17 protein-coding genes and 1 riboswitch are annotated in these 18,547 nt (G+C 72.7%); of the genes, 3 read left to right on the top strand and 14 right to left on the bottom strand.

Annotated elements, in window-relative coordinates; genetic code table 11:
* Positions 1-10: 10 nt before the first annotated feature.
* The 3 genes from FHS22_RS05150 to FHS22_RS05140 form a co-directional block, all read right to left on the bottom strand.
* Positions 11-1,639 carry a methyl-accepting chemotaxis protein gene (locus FHS22_RS05150; protein ID WP_184938896.1) on the bottom strand — a complete coding sequence of 543 codons (1,629 nt, stop codon included), beginning with the start codon at positions 1,637-1,639 and terminating at the stop codon, positions 11-13.
* A 193-nt stretch (positions 1,640-1,832) separates the two neighbouring features.
* Positions 1,833-3,326, bottom strand: a complete 1,494-nt coding sequence (locus tag FHS22_RS05145) for a metallopeptidase domain-containing protein (RefSeq protein WP_184938895.1) — start codon at positions 3,324-3,326, stop codon at positions 1,833-1,835.
* A 162-nt stretch (positions 3,327-3,488) separates the two neighbouring features.
* Complete coding sequence (locus FHS22_RS05140) at positions 3,489-4,193, bottom strand: lysophospholipid acyltransferase family protein (RefSeq protein ID WP_184938894.1); 705 nt, start codon at positions 4,191-4,193, stop codon at positions 3,489-3,491.
* Positions 4,194-4,343: 150 nt separating this feature from the next.
* On the opposite strand from FHS22_RS05140, the gene FHS22_RS05135 reads away from it, so the two are divergent.
* The gene (locus tag FHS22_RS05135; RefSeq protein ID WP_184938892.1) at positions 4,344-5,108 is read left to right on the top strand and encodes an alpha/beta hydrolase; all 765 of its coding nucleotides are present in this window, start codon (positions 4,344-4,346) and stop codon (positions 5,106-5,108) included.
* A 65-nt stretch (positions 5,109-5,173) separates the two neighbouring features.
* Positions 5,174-5,722 (top strand): hypothetical protein, encoded by a 549-nt coding sequence (locus FHS22_RS05130; RefSeq protein WP_184938890.1) that lies wholly within the window; start codon positions 5,174-5,176, stop codon positions 5,720-5,722.
* A 72-nt stretch (positions 5,723-5,794) separates the two neighbouring features.
* On the opposite strand, the gene FHS22_RS05125 is transcribed toward FHS22_RS05130, so the two are convergent.
* The 7 genes from FHS22_RS05125 to FHS22_RS05095 all read right to left on the bottom strand — a co-directional run bounded on the left by FHS22_RS05125 (position 5,795) and on the right by FHS22_RS05095 (position 11,864).
* Positions 5,795-6,928, bottom strand: coding sequence for a hypothetical protein (locus tag FHS22_RS05125; protein ID WP_184938888.1), 1,134 nt, complete (start codon positions 6,926-6,928; stop codon positions 5,795-5,797).
* A 23-nt stretch (positions 6,929-6,951) separates the two neighbouring features.
* Entirely contained in the window at positions 6,952-7,668 is a 717-nt protein-coding gene (locus FHS22_RS05120) for an endonuclease/exonuclease/phosphatase family protein (RefSeq protein ID WP_338047604.1), read from the bottom strand.
* Positions 7,669-7,748: 80 nt separating this feature from the next.
* The gene (locus tag FHS22_RS05115; RefSeq protein ID WP_184938884.1) at positions 7,749-8,693 is read right to left on the bottom strand and encodes an ROK family glucokinase; all 945 of its coding nucleotides are present in this window, start codon (positions 8,691-8,693) and stop codon (positions 7,749-7,751) included.
* A gap of 22 nt (positions 8,694-8,715) precedes the next feature.
* Entirely contained in the window at positions 8,716-9,234 is a 519-nt protein-coding gene (locus FHS22_RS05110) for a hypothetical protein (RefSeq protein WP_184938882.1), read from the bottom strand.
* A complete protein-coding gene (locus tag FHS22_RS05105; RefSeq protein ID WP_184938880.1) occupies positions 9,227-10,396 on the bottom strand; it encodes an ArsA family ATPase in 1,170 nt (389 codons plus the stop codon). Before FHS22_RS05105 ends, FHS22_RS05110 begins: the two co-directional genes overlap by 8 nt.
* A 130-nt stretch (positions 10,397-10,526) precedes the next feature.
* Entirely contained in the window at positions 10,527-10,964 is a 438-nt protein-coding gene (locus FHS22_RS05100) for an SRPBCC family protein (RefSeq protein ID WP_184938878.1), read from the bottom strand.
* Positions 10,965-11,096: 132 nt separating this feature from the next.
* Positions 11,097-11,864 carry a metallophosphoesterase family protein gene (locus FHS22_RS05095; protein ID WP_184938876.1) on the bottom strand — a complete coding sequence of 256 codons (768 nt, stop codon included), beginning with the start codon at positions 11,862-11,864 and terminating at the stop codon, positions 11,097-11,099.
* A gap of 213 nt (positions 11,865-12,077) precedes the next feature.
* Between FHS22_RS05095 and FHS22_RS05090 the strand changes: the two genes are divergently transcribed.
* Complete coding sequence (locus tag FHS22_RS05090; protein ID WP_184938874.1) at positions 12,078-13,871, top strand: AMP-binding protein; 1,794 nt, start codon at positions 12,078-12,080, stop codon at positions 13,869-13,871.
* Positions 13,872-13,883: 12 nt separating this feature from the next.
* Here FHS22_RS05090 and FHS22_RS05085 read toward each other — a convergent pair whose 3' ends face one another.
* From FHS22_RS05085 to FHS22_RS05070, 4 genes are all read right to left on the bottom strand, one after another.
* Positions 13,884-15,023: a glycosyltransferase family 4 protein gene (locus tag FHS22_RS05085; protein WP_184938872.1), complete on the bottom strand. Its 1,140-nt coding sequence runs from the start codon at positions 15,021-15,023 to the stop codon at positions 13,884-13,886.
* Entirely contained in the window at positions 15,020-16,372 is a 1,353-nt protein-coding gene (locus tag FHS22_RS05080; RefSeq protein WP_260407655.1) for a M48 family metallopeptidase, read from the bottom strand. The genes FHS22_RS05085 and FHS22_RS05080 overlap by 4 nt, the downstream gene beginning before the upstream one ends.
* The gene (locus FHS22_RS05075; protein WP_184938870.1) at positions 16,369-17,142 is read right to left on the bottom strand and encodes a gluzincin family metallopeptidase; all 774 of its coding nucleotides are present in this window, start codon (positions 17,140-17,142) and stop codon (positions 16,369-16,371) included. The genes FHS22_RS05080 and FHS22_RS05075 overlap by 4 nt, the downstream gene beginning before the upstream one ends.
* 81 nt (positions 17,143-17,223) lie before the next feature.
* Positions 17,224-17,730 (bottom strand): C40 family peptidase, encoded by a 507-nt coding sequence (locus FHS22_RS05070; RefSeq protein ID WP_184938868.1) that lies wholly within the window; start codon positions 17,728-17,730, stop codon positions 17,224-17,226.
* Positions 17,731-17,839: 109 nt separating this feature from the next.
* A riboswitch (cyclic di-AMP (ydaO/yuaA leader) is annotated at positions 17,840-18,000 on the bottom strand.
* Positions 18,001-18,547: the final 547 nt, after the last annotated feature.

Raw genomic sequence — 18,547 nt, 5'->3', positions numbered from 1 at the left:
CCGGCGGAGGTCAGATGCGGAAGCGGGTGACCAGCTGGTTGAGGTCGCCGGCCATCTGCGCCAGGCTCTCGGAGGCCTGGCGGGAGGTGGCGATGCCGTCGTTGGTCTGCTGGGCGGCGGCGGCCACGGCGACCATGTTGTCGGCGATGTGCCCGACGCCCTGGGCCGCGCTGGAGACACTGCGGCTGATCTCGTTGGTGGTCGCGGTCTGCTCCTCCACCGCCGCGGCGATGGTGGTCTGATAGTCGCTGATCGTGCCGATGATGCTGGAGATCTTGTCGATGGCGCCGACCGCCGCGGCGGTGTCGGTCTGGATGGTCTCGATCCGGGTGGCGATGTCCTCGGTCGCCTTGGCGGTCTCCTGGGCCAGCTCCTTGACCTCGGAGGCGACCACGGCGAAGCCCTTGCCGGCGTCGCCGGCGCGGGCGGCCTCGATGGTGGCGTTGAGCGCCAGCAGGTTGGTCTGCTCGGCGATCGAGGTGATGACCTTGAGGATGTTGCCGATCTCGGCGGAGGACTCGCCCAGCTTGCCGACCACGGCGGTGGTGTCGCGGGCGGAGGTGACGGCCTCGCCGGCGACGCTGGCCGCGTCGGAGGCGTTGGAGGAGATCTCCCGGATGGAGGCGCCCATCTCCTCGGAGGCCGAGGCCAGGGTGGAGACGTTGTCGGTGACCTCCTGGGCGGCTTCGCGGGCGTCGGCGGCGCGGGCGGCGGTGCCGCCGGCGTTGCCGGCCAGCTGGTCGCTGATGGCGGCCAGGTTCCCGGAGGCCGTACCGAGGGAGTCGGCGCTGGTGCGGATGACCGTGACGGTCTGGCGCATGCTGTCGGTGGCGCGGGTCAGGGCGGCGGCCATGGTGCCGACCTCGTCGCGGGTGGTGATGTCGGCCCGGCGGGTCAGGTCGCCGGCGGCGACGTCGTCGAGCACGGCGGTGACGCGGCGCAGCGGCACGACCACGCTGCGGGCGACCAGCCAGGCCAGGCCCAGGCCGGCGGCCAGGCCCAGGCCGCCGATCACGCTGACCAGGGTGACGACCTCACCGACGGTGTCGTGGGTGTCGGTGGCGTTGGTCACGGCGGTCCTGGCCTGCGCCGCGCGCAGCTCCTCGAAACCCTTGTCGATGCGCTCGGTGATCGGCTCGGCCTCGTTGAAGCCGGCCCAGAACCCTTCGAGGTCGCCCTTGGCGGCAGAAGGCATGATCTTCTGGTCGCGGATCTCGACGTAGGAGGCCCAATCGGCGTACAGGCGCTCAGCCGCCGGCCCGTCGGCCGAGAGCGGGCCGTAGGCCGCGGCGTTCTCCTTGATCTCGGCGTCCAGCTTCTTCATGTCCGCGGCGTTGACGGCCCGGTATTCGGCGTCGGACATGTAGTAGTTGAGCACCAGGTTGCGGACCTTGAGCACGTCGCTGTGGAGCTGGGCCAGGGTCTCGATGGGCTGCACGCCCTCACGGTAGATCTCCTGGGACTTGTCGTCGGCGGTGTTGAGCCCGTTGACGCTCACACCGATCACGAGCAAGCAGGAGGCCGCCATCGCGGCGACCGCGGTGAAGATCTTCGCGGTCAACGGCAGGTCGCGGCAGCGGTCGAGCAGCGACCGCCCGCCGGGCGCGCGGGTCGGGGGCGAGGCAGGGGGCGTGGACATGGCGTTCCCTCACATGAAAGCGGATCTGTACCCGCCTCATCGGAAGGCGGCGGCCGTTCATGAGGACTCCGCCCCGCCGTCCTCTCCGCGCGGCCCGGCGGCCGTTCACGAACGCCCGGACAACGCCGCCCGGACAACGACCCCCGGACGGCGGCCGCCCGCCCCGGTCGCGGTCCCGGGCGGGCGCGGAAGATCAGCCGACCGTGAGGGAGGTGCGGGCGATGGAGCCGTCGGCGCACCGGACGTGGACGTGGTGCCTGCCGGGCCGGGCCTTCGCCGAGACGGCGAGCTGCGGGTACCAGGCGACGGTGGGAACCGGCGGGACGTTCTCGCGGGTGGCGAACGCGGTCGAGACGACCTTGGCGACCCCGCTGCCGGAGCAGACCGCGGTCACGGTGACGCTCCGGCCGGGAGCGGCGACGCCCGGCCTGACGCCGACACCCGCGCTGATCGCCGGCAGGCCGCCGGAGGCAGGCGCCTGGGTCGCGGTGGGAGCGGGGGCGGTCGGCTTGGCGGTCGCGGTCGCGGTCGCGGTCGGTTTGGCGGTCGCGGTCGCGGTCGCGGTCGGTTTGGCGGTCGCGGTCGCGGTCGCGGTCGGTTTGGCGGTCGCGGTGGGAGCGGGAGCGGTGGGCGCGGTGGTCGGGGCCGGAGCGCCGCCGGGCAGCGTGAGCGAGACCCGCGCGCCCGCCGCGGACTGCGAGAGCACGGTCAGTGTGACGCCCCGGCCCTTGACGGTCCTGCCCACGCCCAGCGGCGTGCTGCCCTTGCCCGTGGTCGCGGGGGTGGTGTCGATCTGGACCGCCTTCTTGTAGTCCCCCTTGGGGACGAGGTAGACGATGACGCCCTCGGCGACGTCGGCGTCCGGGCCGAGGCCCCGCCTGCGGTACTCCACCACCAGCCGGTCGCCGTCCTTGGTGTCGGCCAGCGGGATGTCCAGGAAACGGCGGCCCGGGCCGTACAGCGGGGGCAGCGTGTAGGCGCCCGAGGCGGTGGGGACGATCCGCTCGGCGGCGGTGTGCCACTTCAGCTTGACGAGCGCGGGGGCGGACAGGCCGACGCCGGGCCCGCCTCCGCCCATCACCGAGGTCTTGCCGCGGTACCCGGCCGCCACGCAGCCCGAGAGGGTGCCCTCCGTGCACGCCGAGGTGCCCTCGTGGCTGAGGCCGAGGTTGTGGCCGATCTCGTGGATCGTGCCGGCGGCGCTGTAGCCGTCGGGCGGCCCGGGCATCCAGCTCGTCTCACCGCCGACCGTGGCGAGGCCGGCCCAGCCGCACCCGCCGGAGGGCATGATGATCGAGACGTGCTTGAACCGGGTCCGGTCGACGCCGCGCGCCTTCAGCTGCGCGTCGACCTTGAGCCGCATCTGGCCGGTGTCGCAGCCCGCGGGCATGTCGAGCTTCCAGGGGCCGAACACCTGCCCGGAGAAGACGACCCGGTCCTGCGAGGTCTTCTTGAAGTAGGTGGCCACGGAGGTCCCGGAACCGAAGAAGATCTCCTTCGCCTTGGCCGTGGCCGCGGCGGCGTCGGGATGGCTCTTGTCCTGGAAGTCGACCAGGACCACGGCGGTGGCGCGGACCTCCGGCCCGGCCTGCGCCGCCTGCGCGGGCGAGGACGGTACGGCCAGCGGCAGCACCGCCAGGGCCGCGACCAGGGACGGGATCCGGCCTGCGGGCAGGCGACGCTTCATGGGGGGTCTCCTCGGCGAACGGGTTCGGCGGCGAACACCGGTACCGTAGCGAGAAAAAACCGCCCGAAAATGTATTTATGTCACCTTTAAGGTCGACTTAGCCGATCGCAAAACCCGGAGCCCCGCACGCCCGCCCCGGACCGCCCGTTCCGGCCGCGCACCTCAGCCGCGGCGGGTCTCCTTGGCCGTGCGGGCGGCGTCGGCCTTGGCGCTCGCGGCGTACTTGTCGACGTACTCCTGGCCGGAGAGCTCCATCAGCGCGTACATGATCTCGTCGGTGACGGCGCGCAGGACCAGGCGGTCCTCCTCCATTCCGTAGTAGCGGGAGAAGTCCAGCGGCTTGCCGAACTTCACCCCGGGACGGATGCCGAGCCTGGGCAGGGGACGGCCGGGAGGCATCATCTCGAAGGTGTTGACCATCGCCCAGGGGATCACCGGGACCCGCGACTCCAGCGCCAGCCTGGCCACGCCGGTCTTGCCCTTGTAGAGGCGCCCGTCGTGGGAGCGGGTGCCCTCGGGGTAGATGCCGAGCACCTCGCCCTCGCCCAGGATGCGCAGGCCGGTGCGGAGCGCCGCCTCACTCGCCTTGCCGCCGGACCGATCGATCGGCACGGTGCCGACACCGCTGAAGAAGGCACGGCTGACCACCCCCTTGACGCCCTTGCCGGTGAAGTACTCGGCCTTGCCGAGGGAGATCACTTTGCGCGGCAGGAACAGCGCCCCGAAGAAGTGGTCGGCGAACGACAGGTGGTTGCCGGCCAGGATCACCGGCCCCTCCTTCGGCACGTTCTCCACACCCTCCGCCCACGGACGGAAGATCACATGGAGGAAGGGCCAGAGGATGGCCTTCACCACCCAGTAGAACACTCGAGGCTCCTTCGGTTGTCAGGCAGCGACCTGGAGTTATCTTCCCATCTTCGGCCTCTGGCACCTACACCGCCGAACAACCCAAATCACCCTCTCGCAAAACAGGCCCCACCCATGCGACGATCGGGCAAACCCGACGAGGAGCCCACCATGCCTGTCATGCCCGGAGCGGAGCCGTACCATCACGCGGGCGGCCCCGTCGGCGTCCTGCTCTGCCACGGGTTCACCGGCTCGCCGCAGTCGCTGCGCCCCTGGGGGGAGTACCTGGCCGGCGCCGGCCTGACCGTGGCGCTGCCCAGGCTGCCCGGTCACGGGACGACCTGGCGGGAGATGAACCACACCCGCTGGGAGGACTGGTACGCCGAACTGGACAGGGAACTGGCGGACCTGCGGGGCAGGTGCACCGAGGTCTTCGTGATGGGCCTGTCCCTGGGCGGCTGCATGGCGCTGCGCCTGGCCGAGGTGCACCGGGAGGGCGTCAGAGGTGTGGTGGTCGTCAACCCCTCGATCGCCAACGACGTCCCCCTGCTCAAGCTCGCGCCGCTGCTGAAGTTCTTCGTCCCCTCGGTGCCCGGAGTGGCCGGGGACATCAAGAAGGAGGGGGCGACCGAGCTGGGCTACACCCGCACGCCGGTCAGGGCCGCGGCGACCCTTCCCCGGCTCTGGGCGCTGACCCAGGCGGGCCTGGACGGGCTGACCCGGCCGGTGCTGGTCTTCCACAGCCCCCAAGACCATGTGGTGAAACCCACCAGTGTCCGTATTCTTCGTGAGAAGCTGACCGGAGGGAACCTGGATGTGGTGGAGCTCGCCGACAGCTACCATGTCGCGACGCTCGACAACGACGCCGATCAGATCTTCGCGGGGAGCCTGGAGTTCGTCCGCGCGCACGCCTCTGTACCCTTGCAGAGAGACTGATCGCGAACGGGGGATGCGCGGTCTCCGGGAGGAAGTGGACGGCCTATGAGTGACAGGCCAGCTAGGTGACGCCTCAGAGCGACGAGGACGAGGTCTGGCGGCAGATCGTCGCGTCCTTCAACGACACGTCCGAACGCGACCCGGCCGACCAGCCGTGGCCCGACAGCGAGAACCTCCCGGCCGGGCCGTCCCGCCGCGTGGTCCGGACGCCGGACGGCGACGGACACCCGTCCGCGGACGACGGACCCGCCGGAGCCGACCGCGCGGACGGCGAGCATCCGGACGACGAGGACCCGGACGGCGGGCATCGCGGTGAGCGCCCGCGCAGAGGGCATCCGGAAGACGAGTACGCCGACGGCGACGACGAGGGCCACTACGTCCCGCCCCCGCCTCCGCCGCTGCCCAAGACCGACACGACCGCCAAGATCGCGTGGCTGGCCCTGTTCGGCGGTCCCGCCTACCTGCTGGTGACCGCCATGGCCGGGTGGACGCAGCACGGCTGGGCGCTGTTCACCGCGATCGCCGCGTTCATCGGCGGTTTCGTGGCACTCGTGGTGCGGATGGGCGACGGTCCGCCGAACGACTCCGGCTGGGACGACGGTGCGGTCATCTGACGGCGCCGTGACCCGACAGCGCCGTGACCCGACAGCGCGATCACCTCTCGGCGCGACCGGCCGACGGCCCGGCTACGACCTCGACCGCTCCGGAGCCCCCGCCCCGAACCGCTCGATCACGTCGGTGTAGCGGCCGTTGTTGTCCACCACGTGGCCGACGCTCCACACCGTGGACGTGCCGGGCAGGTAGGCCACCGACTGGAGCCTGATCGTCCGGGGGGTGAGCGGGGAGGCGCCGCGCAACGCCTTGACCGTGCGGCCGTCGTAGCGGAGCAGGAACGCCTCACCCGGCCGCTCCATGTCGACCCCGGAGATCCAGAAGCGGTTCTTGCGGTCGCCGGTCACGCCGTACAGGCGCATGTCGCCGTCGGGCACGGGGATCCGGGACCACTTCTTGCCGTTCCAGGAGAGCAGGAGGGGGACGACCTCGCCCGAACCTCGGTAGACGCCACCGACGGCCAGCGCCCGCCTGGCCCCGTTGACGTGCACGTCACGCAGGTAACCTCCGGAGATGTCGGGCGCGGGCACGGGCTTCCACTGCCCGCCGGAGAGCCTCATGATCAGCGGCTCGCCCTCGGCGTCGCCCACCGCCCAGCCCTCCCCCTTGGCCGAGAGCGCCACGCCGTACAACGTGCCGGCGCCGTCGAACCGGGAGAGCCTCCACTTCCCCTCGGAGCCGGTGACGATCAGCGGCTGCCCGTCGCGGCGGCCCACGGCGACCGCCTTCCCCGGCACGGCCGCCACCCCGCCCAGCCAGTCGCCCATGTGCAGGTCGTCGACGACGATCCGGTCGAAGGCCGAACCGTCCCCCCTGGCGAGGTACGGCATGCCCTCGTGGCCCTCCCCCACCGCCCACAGCTCGCTCGCCGAGGCCACCGCGACCGAGCGCAGGAGCGCGGCGCCGGTGGGATCGTTGCGGACTTCGACCTCGGTCCACGCGCTGCCGTTCCAGTGGGTGATGGCGCCGCGGCCCTGCCAGGCGTCCCAGATGCTCTGCTGGCCCACCGCCCAGACGTCGGTCGCCGAGACCCCGGCCACGTCGGAGAGCGACCCGTCGCTGCTCAGCCGCGCGCTGGTCGGCGCCTGCCATGCCTCCGCCGACGGAGGGCGGACGGGATCTGCGTGCGCGGCTGCCGGATGGGAGGGAAGCAGGAGCAGTCCTCCCGCGCACAGCGCCAGCGCACGCCGCGGAAGGCGACGAGTCATGCTCCACATCGTAAGGGCCGGGCTCACTCCTCGGGCGGGCTTCCCCCCGCCCCCCGCAGGCCGAGCTCGGCGACGACCGGGAGGTGGTCGGTGGCGGCGGCCAGGTCGGCGGGACCGGCCTCGGCCCCGCCACAGGAGAGCACCGTCAGGCCGGGCGCCGCGAAGACCGCGTCGATGCGCTTGTGCGGGTTCCTCGCGGGGAAGGTGAAACCGTCGCCGCGCGGTGCGACCGGATAGCAGTCGGTCAGACCCTCGCAGATGCGCCGCCAGGACGGCCGGTCGGACTGCTCGTTGACGTCCCCCGCGAGCACCGGCAGCGCGCCGAACCGGTCGGCGACCTCCCGCAGCAGGCGCACCGCCTCGCCCGCGTGGTGCAGCCGCGCGGTCTCGTCGAGGTCGAGGTGGACGGAGCCGACGGCCACCCGGACTCCCTCCGCCTCCACCACCGCGATCGCGATCGCCCGGATCTCCAGCCAGAAGAAGAACCTCAGCAGACGGCCCTCGCCGTGCAGGAGCCGCACTCCCGGGCCGACCAGTACGGCCACGCCGCCCGCGCGACGGCCCGCGGCCACCCGGAGCCCGCCGGAGGCCGCCAGCCGCCTGCGGCTGCGGCGCCAGCACAGGAAGCGGGGAGCCTCCTGCACGCAGAGCACGTCGGCGCGGAGCGCGGTCATGACCCGGCCCAGCGCGGCCACGTCGTCGCGCATGGAACGCACGTTGTAACTGGCGACCCTGAGCACCACATGGACCTCGCAAGGACGGCGCGTGAGGTGAGCGTAACCGGACCGGCGCCCGCCGGGCGAGAGGAATCCGGCAGCCGTCAGCGCCTGCGGGCGAGGTCCGCCGCGCCGACCACTCCGGCGGAGGCGCCCAGCTCGGCCAGGCGGATCTCGGCCAGCGGGCGGTGCCCCCGCCCGGTCAGCCTTGCGGCGAAGGACTCGCGGACCCGGTCGATCCAGAGGTCGGCCGCGCGCGAGACCCCGCCGCCGAGGATGAAGCAGCCGGGGTCGAGGATCGAGGCGAGATCGCTCAGTCCCTGGCCGATCCAGTCGGCCATCGAACCGAAGGCGGCCAGCGCGGCCGGGTCGCCCTCCCGGGCGGCCTCGGTCACCTCCGGCCCCTCGATGTCGGCGGGCGAGCCGCCGGCGATCTCCAGCAGCCTGGCCGCCCGCGCCGGCTCGGCCTGCGCGATCAGCCTGGCCTCGGCGACCAGGGCGCTGCCGCTGGCGTACCGCTCCCAGCAGCCGAGGTTGCCGCACCCGCAGGGACGCCCCCCGGGCACCGCCTGCATGTGCCCGAGCTCGGCGCCCATGCCCCAGCGGCCCCGGTACAGGGAGCCGTCGAACACGATGCCGCCGCCGATGCCGGTGCCGACGGTCACGCACACGACGTGGCTCTCGCCGCGCCCGGCGCCGAACCTCGCCTCGCCCCATGCCATCGCGTTGGCGTCGTTCTCCACCACGACGGGCAGGCCGACGAGGTCGGCGACCTTCTTCTGCAGCGGCTCCTCGCGCCAGGCGAGGTTGGGCGCGAACCGCACGACCGAGCGGGTCTCGTCGACGAAACCCGCCGCACCGAGGCCGACGGCCTCGATCCGTCTCCCCCGGGCCAGCTCGCCGACCACCTCGCCGATCGTGTCGGCGACCCGTTCCGGGCTCTCGGCCGGGGTACGACGCAGGCGGTGCTCGACGATCCGCCCCTCCTCGTCCACGACGCCCGCCGCGACCTTGGTCCCGCCGATGTCAACGCCGATGGTCAGCGCCATCTTCCGTCCTCTCCCCCTGGGCTCACCCCAGGTCGATGTGCTCCACGGGGGTATCCTCTCGCGATCCCGGCCCGCCGCGCTCGCGTGCCCGCTGCCCCTGCGGAGGCCGGTTGAGCGCGTCGACCGCCGACTTGAGCGCGGCGAACAGCTCGGTCCCCGCCTGCATCAGGTGGTCGGCCACCTGCCCGCCCGACTCGCGCTGCGCCGCCATGGCCCGGCAGACGGGGCAGGCCCGGCAGATGTACTCGTCGTGCTCGGAGACCGCCTCCTCCCACACGTCCCGGCCGCCGCCGCGCCCGCCGCCCGAGAAGGCGCTGCCGAACCCGGTCATGGTGCCCTTGATCAGGTTCTTGCGCAGCTCCCTCGTCGCCTTCCGCTGGATCGTCTCGAAGAGCTTGAACGCCTCCTCGGCCGCGCTTCCGAGCGGATCCCTGCCGCCGCGATCCCCGTCGCGGGATGACCGCCCTCCGGAGGCGCCGCCGGTGCCGCCCGGGGCGCCGCCGGGAATGTCGTCTCGGGTGTTGTCACTGTTCTCAGTCATCTGGCCCTCCAGAATCGAACCGTACCCGGAGAAGGCCGTCCGAGAGCGCGGCCTCGCGCACGCTCCGGCGGGCCAGCGCGGCGGGCAGGGCCAGGACCCGGCGGTAGGGGCCCAGCGTGACGATCAGCTCGTCGCCCTTCCTCGCCAGGTCCACCTCGCCCTTCTCGGCGAGCGGGAGCGCCAGGAGCAGCTCCCCCTCGGGGGTGATCCTCAGCGGCGGCTCCACGGCGGGCGGGGCGAAGGGGTCGGCCCCGCCGTACATGTCCTCGGCGACGCGGGCGAGGGCGTCCAGGCCGACCGGCTCGGCGTCCAGGTAGGGGACGGTGTGCACGGGCAGCGGGGCGAAGGACTCCGCGACCTCGGCCAGGTGCGCGGCCTGGGCCGCCACCCATCTCTCCCGCCACAGGTCGGCGCCCCCGGAGGGGAAGACCCGGTTGGCGACCACCGCGTCCACGCGGTAGCCGTACAGGCTCAGGGAGGTGAGCGTGCGGCGGGCCTCGGCGAGCACGACGGCCTCGGGGGTGAGCACCAGCCGGACGCTGGCGCCGGGGCCGGTGAGCAGCTCGCGGACCTCCATCAGGCCGCGGTGGAGGCGCTCCCCCGCGCCGACCACGTGGTCGTCGGGGACGCTGACCATCGCCACCCTGCGGACCAGCGGGGCGAGGGTGCGCAGCAGCCGCCTGCCGACCGGGAGCAGCCGGTTGACGTGCCAGTCGAGGGCCTCGGGCAGGGCGAGCAGCCGGAGCGTCTCGGCGGTGGGCGCGCAGTCGACGACGATCACGTCCCAGCGCCCGGCGCGGGCCTGCTCGCGCAGCTCCAGCAGGGCGATGACCTCCTCCGCGCCGGGCAGCACGGTGATCTCCTCGGCGGTGACCTCGTCCAGGCCCAGCTCCGCGAAGACCCCTCTGGCGTAGTCGCGCAGCTCGCCCCAGTGGCGCTCCAGCGAGCGCTGGGCGTCGACCTGGTGCAGGTGGAGGCCGGGCGCGATCTCGGCCGGGCCGCCGGCGGCCGCCGTCCCGAGGGCGTCGGCCAGCGAGTGCGCGGTGTCGGTGGAGACCACCAGCGTCTTGAGTCCGGAGCGGGCGGCGCGCACGGCGGTGGCCGCCGCCGCGGTCGTCTTGCCGACCCCGCCCTTGCCCGTGAACAGCAGGATCCGGCTCACCGCGCCTCCCCGGCGACATCCGGGGCGGCCGGGGAGGCCGCCCGCGCGCGGTGTCCGGCCGCGCCGTCCGCTGCGCCGTCCACCGCGCCGTCCGCCGTACCGCCCGGGGCGCCCGCCGCTCCGCGCCCGGTCACGCGGCCTCGACGCGCTTCTTCAGTCCCTTCAGGGCCGTGTCGATGATGACCTTCTCCGCCTTCCGCTTGATCATGCCGATCATCGGGACCTTGAGGTCGACGGCGAGCTCGTAGGTGACCTCGGTGCCGCCGCCCGTCTCGGCCAGGCGGTAGCTGCCGGTGAGGCCGGAGACCATCTTCCCGGCCTCGGCGACGGCCCACGCGACGGACTCGTCGCCGTTCCAGGTGTAGGCGAGGGTGTACTCGTCACTGATCACGCCCGCGTCCAGGACGAACCTGACCTGCTCCGGGCGGCCGTCCTGCCCGGTGGAGAGGACCTGGGCGGACTTCACCTGGCCCGCCCACTCGGGGTACGAGGCGAAGTCGGCGATCACCGTCATGATGGTCGACCGGCCCGCGCCGATCGTGATGCTGGAGGTGGTGCGATCAGCCATGGGCTTACGGTACTCGCTCATGGTTTCCGGGCGAACGCCCGGCTCGCCACTCGATCGCGGAGATCCACTCGTCCGCGGTGCCCGCCGGGTCCCGGGCACCGCCCGGGTACGGCCCCGGCGCCGCCGGGCGGCTCACCACTCGAGCGCGAAGGGCACTCCCCGGCCGCGGAAGTGGCCCACGTTGAGGCACTCCGTCCTGCCGATCCTGGTGCGGGCGGCCAGCGGCTGGTGCACGTGGCCGAAGAGGGCGTAGCGCGGCTGGGTCCGCCTGATCGCCTCCAGCGTGGCCTCGCTGCCGCGCTCGAAGCGGCGGGCGACCACGTCGTAGAGGAGCTCGGGGACGGCCGGCGGGATGTGGCAGCAGAGCACGTCCACCTCGCCGACCGCCTCCACCTTGCGGGCGAACTCCTCGTCGTCGATCTCGTTCGGCGTCCGGTACGGCGTGCGCAGCCCGCCCCCGACGAACCCGAACCGCAGGCCGCCGATCTCGGCGGTCTCCCCGTCCAGCACGCGGTGACCGGGCCGGACGTACTCGGGCCAGTAGCGCGGCAGGTCCACGTTGCCGGGGGTGAGGTAGGCGGGCGTGGGCATCGCGGCGAAGATCTCGCCGTACTGGCGGCGGACGGAGCGCTCGATGTGGTCGCGCGGGTCGCCGTCCAGCGACGCCCAGAGCGCGGCCGACATGGCGCGGGCCTCGTCGAACCGTTTGGCGGTGCGCAGCGCGATGAACTCCGCGGCCCGCTCCGTCCCGAACAGCTCGGCGAAGATGCCCTGCGAGTGGTCGTCGTAGTCGACGAACAGGATCAGGTCGCCCAGGCAGACCAGCGCGTCGGCGCCCTCACCCGCGCGGGCCAGGGCGTCTGCTCTCCCGTGCACATCGCTGACGACATGAACCCGCATGCCGGACATCCTAACCGTCCGCCCAGCGGGACTCCGATAGCGTGTGAGATGCGGCATATCGCCAGGGCGACGCACGTCAGCCGGTCCCGCATGGCGGGACTGATAACGTGAAAACGCCCTTCATAACGCCTGAGTGACGAATCTACCCACGCGTAACTTATCGCGGTAGCTTCCAGGCATCCCATCGATCCGTGCGTTCTCAGGAGTGATCCCGTGCGCGAGTACAGCGTCCCCGTGCTGGTGGATGTCCCCGCCTCCGCCAACCTGACCGACACGGTGTTCCAGCGCGCCGAGCAGGAGCCGGGTGCGATCGCCCTGCGCCGCAAGGTCGGCAAGGACTGGATCGCCGTCACCGCGCGCGAGTTCCGCGATCAGGTCGCCGCCGTGGCCAAGGGCCTGGTCGCCGCGGGGATCGAGGCCGGTGACCGGGTGGCCCTGATGTCGCGCACCCGCTACGAGTGGACGGTCGCCGACTACGCGATCCTGGCGGCGGGCGCGGTCAGCGTGCCGATCTACGAGACCTCCTCCGCCGACCAGGTCAAGTGGATCATCTCCGACAGCGGCGCCAAGGCCGTCTTCGTGGAGCTGGAGTCCCACGAGGAGACCGTCCGCGAGGTCCTGCCCGAGCTCGGCGAGCTGAAGCACGTCTGGTGCATCGAGGGCGGCGCCCTGGAGGAGCTGGCCGCGGACGGCGCGGAGGTCTCCGACGAGACGCTGACCGGGCGCAGGACCGGGCGCGGCGTCGCCGACCTGGCCACGATCGTCTACACCTCCGGCACCACCGGCCTGCCCAAGGGCTGCCGGCTGACCCACGACAACCTGCTGTTCACCGCCAGGAACGTGGCGAACGGCCCGCTGGAGCGGCTGTTCACCGTCCACGACCGCTCCGTGCTGCTGTTCCTCCCCCTGGCGCACGTCTTCGCCCGCATCATCCAGGTGGTGCTGATCGAGACCGGCACGGTCCTCGGCCACACCCCGAACATGAAGAACGTCGCCCCCGACCTTCAGGCGTTCAAGCCGTCGTTCCTGCTGGGCGTGCCGCGCGTGTTCGAGAAGGTCTACAACGGCGCCGAGCAGAAGGCCGCGGCCGGTGGCAAGGCCAAGATCTTCCACGCCGCGGCGGACGCGGCGATCGCGTGGAGCAAGGCGGAGTCGTCCGGCGGCGCCGGCCTCGGCCTCAAGCTCAAGCACGCCCTGTTCGACAGGCTGGTCTACGGCAAGCTGCGCGAGGCCACCGGCGGCAACCTCTCGGCCGCGATCTGCGGCGGCTCGGCCCTGGGCGAGCGGCTCGGCCACTTCTTCCGGGGCGTGGGCATCGAGATCGTCGAGGGCTGGGGCCTGACCGAGACCTCCGCCCCCTCCACGGTCAACCTGCCCGGCGCCAACAAGATCGGCACCGTCGGCAAGCCGTTCCCCGGCGTCACGGTCGGCATCGGCGAGGACGGTGAGATCCTGGTCAAGGGCCGCCACATCTTCGACGGCTACTGGAACAACGACAAGGCCACCGCCGAGGCGGTCGACGCCGACGGCTGGTTCCACACCGGTGACATCGGCGAGATCGACGCCGACGGCTACGTGAGGATCACCGGCCGGAAGAAGGAGATCCTCGTCACCGCCGCGGGCAAGAACGTCGCCCCGGCCCCGATGGAGGACCGCATCCGCGCCCACCCCCTGGTCAGCCAGGCGATGGTGGTCGGCGACGACAGGCCCTTCGTGGCCGCGATCGTCACCCTCGACCCGGAGGCGCTGGAGCAGTGGAAGGCGTCCAACGGCCGGGCCTCGGCCACCCTCGCCGAGCTCAGCGCCGACCCGCTGATCCTCGCCGAGGTGCAGAAGGCCGTGGACGACGCCAACAAGACCGTCTCCAAGGCCGAGCAGATCAAGAAGTTCGCGGTCCTCGACATCGACATCACCGAGGAGAGCGGCCACCTCACCCCGACCCTGAAGGTCAAGCGCAACCTCGTGATGCGCGACTTCGCCAAGCACATCGACGACCTGTACAGCTGACCGCCGGCGGGCTCACGGGGTCTGGGCGGGTTCGAGCAGTTCGGTGAAGCGGGCGGCGACCCGGTCCCAGCCCCACTCCCTGGTGACCCACTCCCGCCCGCGCTCCCCCATCGCGCGGGCGCGGGCCGGGTCGGCGAGCAGCTCGACCAGGGCGCCGGCCACCGCCTCGGGTGAGGCGCCGTCCACGACGAGGCCGGTCTCACCGGGCAGCACCGCGTCGGGCGCCCCGCCCGAGGCGCCGGCCAGCACCGGCAGCCCGCTGGCCGCCGCCTCCAGGTAGACGATGCCGAGCCCCTCGACGTCGATCCCGCCCAGCCGGCTGCGGCACGGCATCGCGAACACGTCGCCGAGGGCGAAGTAACGGGGCAGGTCGGCGGCGTCCACCGAACCGGTCAGCAGGACCGCCGGGCCCAGTCCGAGCGAGCCCGCCAGGCGCTCCAGCCTCCGCCGGTACGGCCCGCCGCCGACCAGCAGCAGCCGGGCCTCCGGTATCGCCCGCAGCACCCGGGGCCAGGCGCGGATCAGTGTGTCCTGCCCCTTGCGCGGCACGAGCCTGGAGACGCAGACGACCACCGGCCCGGCGCCGATCCCTCCGGCGACGGCCGGCGTGCCCTCCGCTCCGCGGTCCGCCTCCGGGGAGAACAGCTCGGTGTCCACGCCGGGCGTGAGCCGTACCAGCTTCTCCTCGGGGATCACCGTGGCCAGCAGCCGCCGCGTGTACTCCCCGAGGTAGGTGACCACGTCCGCGTGCCCGCCGATCCTGGCCAGCAGCCGCCGGGCGACCGGGACCCGGGCCCAGGAGGCCTCGTGGCCGTGGGTGAGCATGACGACGCGCCGCGCCCCGGCGGCGCGCATCTCCGGCGCGAGCAGGCCGAGCGGGGCCGCCGCGCCGAACACCACCGTCTCGCAGCCGAGCTCCGCGACCAGGGCGGCGGCCCGGCGGGCGACCGCGCGGACGGGGAGCATCAGGGAGGTGGGGTGGCGCACGACGGGGTACGGCAGGCGGGCGTCGAAATCCTCGCAGCCGCGCCAGGCGGGAGCGTAGACCGTCACGGAGTCCGGGGGCAGGCGGCCGGCGAGGCCGTGGACGAACGACTGGATGCCCCCCGGACGGGGCGGGAAGTCGTTGGTGACGATCAGTGTGCGCTTCACGGCTCCGGCAGGCCGTTCAGCGCGGCCCAGGAGCGCGCCAGGGCGATGCGCTCCGGTATCGAGGGATGCGAGGCATAAAGTACATATTCAACGATATCTGGCGATAGATCGGAGATGTTGGAGATCGCCAGCCGCTTCTGCATGGCGGCGAACGTGGCCGGGTCGCGGGTCAGGTCCAGCGCGTGCACGTCGGCGCGGGCCTCGACCTGCCTGCTCACCAGGTTCTGCACCGGGCCGGAGAGCCCCGTGGCCAGGCTCACCAGACCCATGATCAGGCCGGCCGCCCGCGGGTCGGCGAGTGACGGGACGCCGCTGCGGCGCCGGACGGTGCGCGCGGAGGAGACGAGGTACAGCAGGCAGGCCCCGCAGGCCGCGCCCAGGCCGCCGACCAGCGTGCCGTAGAGCACGTCGCCGCTCTCGGCGTGGCCCAGCTCGTGCGCCACGACCAGTTCGACCTCGTCGGCCGGGGCGCGCAGCAGCGTGTCGTAGACCACGATCCTGCGCGTCGCCCCGAACCCGGAGACGTAGGCGTTGAGCGCCGTCGTGCGCCGGGAGGCGTCGGCGACGAGCACGTCCTCGACCGGCACCCCGTCGCGGGCGGCCATGGCCAGCAGGTCGTCGCGGAGCTGCCCGGCGGCCATCGGCCGGAAGTCGTTGAAGACCGGCTCGACCAGGACCGGGTAGGCGAAGGAGGCCGCCACGGTCAGCGTGAAGGCGCCGAGCGCGGCCGGGAGCCACCAGCGCTGGACCCTCCGGGCGAGCGCGACGACGGCGAGCACCATGACCGCCGTCAGCCCGGTCCTGATCCCGATGCCCTTGACCCGGTCGGCCGCCCAGGCGGGCCAGGTCTGCACGGACAGGCCGTAGTCGCGCAGATGGGTCTCCTGCCACATGCCCAGCGGCCAGCGCAGCAGTTCCACGGCCACCGTGACGGCGAGCACACCGAGCAGGACCCGCAACCACCACGGCCCCTTGAGCCGCCCGAGCAGCCTCGCGCCCAGCGGGGTGGCCGCCAGCACCCCGGCCGTCACCAGGGTCAGGCCGAGGGAGAGGTAAGCGGGCGGGCCGACCACGGCGTCGAACGCCGCGGACCGGGCGAGCTGCTCCGCGGTGAAGTCACGGGCCGCGTCCGGGGCGACCGGCGGGGCCTGCTCCGGCAGCGCCCGCCAGGGCGTGGTGAACGCCGTGATCGCCAGGGTGGCCGCGCCGAGGACGGCCAGCGCCCACCCCGCGGCCCGCAGGCCCGGGGCGGCCGTGCCGGGCGCTGTCGCGCCGTTTCCCGCCGTCGCCGGATCCGCGTCATCGTGGTCCCGCGGACGGGAGGCGTCCGGGCCGTGAGGGGAGGTCAACCGAGCTCCTTCCGGAGGTAGTCGCGCCAGCCGGCGGTGAACTCGGCCGGGGTCAGGCCGAGGACGGTCCCGACATCGCCACCGTAGAGCCTCACGAGCGTCCTCTCGCCGAAACGCCCGGCGACGTAGCGGCAGGCGAGCCAGGCCTCCTCGTAGGCCTGCGCCAGCCGTACCGCCCCCGGGGCGAAGTCGGCGGGCCCGGGGAGCCGGTCGGGCAGGACGCCCGCCGCCACCTCCGCGGCCAGTTCGGAGGCGACCGTGCGGACCCCGAGCCCGGCCGCCGAGTAGCCGACGTAGTCGGCGAACCCCTCCGACAGCCACATGGGGACCCGGCCTCCCCTCGTCGCCCCGGTGGCCACGTGGGTGATCTCGTGGGCGAGCACCACGTCCCTGCCGGTCTCGGTGAGCCTCCCGTAGCCGTCCGGCAGCACGATCACCCGGTCGGCGGTGGCCAGCGCGGCCAGCCCGCCGGTGGCCCCGGCCCCCGCGAGCGCCCCGGCCTCGGCGTCGGTCTCCGGGAACAGGACCACCGGTCGGACCGGCCCCCAGATCGCGGCGACCGTACGGCGCGCGCGCTCGGTCCTGGCGGCGAGGTCGGCCAGACGGGCGGCGGGGACGCGGTGGCCCATGACGACGTAGTGCTCGCCCCGGATCACGGTGGCGTCGGGCCAGGGGCCCTCCGGGAGCGGCGCGGCCCCGGAGGCCAGGGCGGCGCCTGCCAGCGCCAGCATCCCGGTGAGCACGGCGCGGCGCCGCTGCGGGACGGACATAGGGCTCGATCGTACGTGACGCGGAAGCGGGACGGCCCCGCACGCCATCCGTCAGGGGGCGTGCGGGGCCGTACCTCGGTGTCAGGCGCCGGGCCGGACCGCTCCGGCGAAGGAGGACCGGTAGTACCCCTTCAGCCTCACGATCCGGACCGTCTTGCCGCTGCTGGGCGAGTGGACCATCCTCCCCTTGCCGACGTAGATGCCGACGTGGCCCTTGCCCCGGAAGAAGAGCAGGTCGCCGGGGCGCAGGCTGCGCCACGAGACCTTCTTCCTGACGGCCCGATACTGGCTGTGCGAGATCCGGGGGAGTCTCACGCCCGCCGAGCGCCACGAGTACTGCACGAGGCCCGAGCAGTCGAACGAGCCGGGGCCGGTGGCCCCCCACCGGTACGGATCGCCGATCTGCTTCCTTGCCGTCGAGACGGCCTTGGCGGCCCTCGCCTTCTGCCGCGCGGCCCTGGCCATCTTGGCGCTCACCTTGACGTACGCGGTGGCGCCCGCGGCGGACCCCCGGACGGCCGGAGCCGATACGGCGGTCGTGCTGTTCGACGTCGCCTGCACCTGGGCCTGAGCCCGGGTGGAGCCCATCGTGACCGCTCCGGCTGAGGCGGTCAGGGTAAGGGCGAGCCCGCCCACGGAAAGGCGGAAAAGGCGCGACGAACAAGGGTTATGCAGGGTGGTAGACAGGATTTCTCCTTGGGACTTCCACTGATGCCTACCGGGTTAGCTGACGGATTCGGGCTGGGAAGGCGCCCTACGGCATGACGACATGCCGATTCACCCCTGACCACGTGTTCGAGGCCGGTTGGGTCCCCGGTTCCATGCCTCCTGGCTGCATGGATTCGGCTGGCCGCCGCGGCTGAAGCGCGCGTGAAGCGGCCGGATGGATTTCTATGCGGGACATCGGCGTTGGGAAGGCCGACATTCAGTGCGACGGCATGGCTTGCTCGCCGCGACGCCAGAAGGTACTCGGATCAGCAAATTTCAGCAAAGGGTTCCCCATCGGGAGTGGGTCGCCCCGGCTTGATCACGAATCCATAACCCCTGCGTAATCGACAGTTTCGCTGCCCCTTTATGACTCTCGTCACATCCCCCGGAGCACCGCCGTGAAAACGTCACTCCAGTCACATCAGTCACATTGGTATCGATCTTGACTCGGGCCTTGCCCGGAGATGGACCTGAGCCGGACCGGCGCGGGCGACATTCCCAGGAGGGTCCGCCTACGCAGAGGTTTGCGCACGTAAGTCTGTTTTGTCATGGTTTGGCTCCGGGCGCCACGCGACGGCCCGGTGACTTCACGCGGGCCCGGGCGGTGAGATGGTCCCGCGTCCCCGCGCCCGCCGATGGATCAGCCGCCGATGCCCCGTTCGTCCGGGCCCACGGCCCGGAGGGCGGCGGAGGGCGC

Source organism: Thiemannella venezuelensis (genome assembly GCF_014203605.1).
In the GTDB taxonomy this organism is placed as follows: domain Bacteria; phylum Actinomycetota; class Actinomycetes; order Streptosporangiales; family Streptosporangiaceae; genus Planomonospora_A; species Planomonospora_A venezuelensis.
Note: the sequence above shows the minus strand (reverse complement) of the source record. Positions and strands in the feature narration are given on the sequence as shown.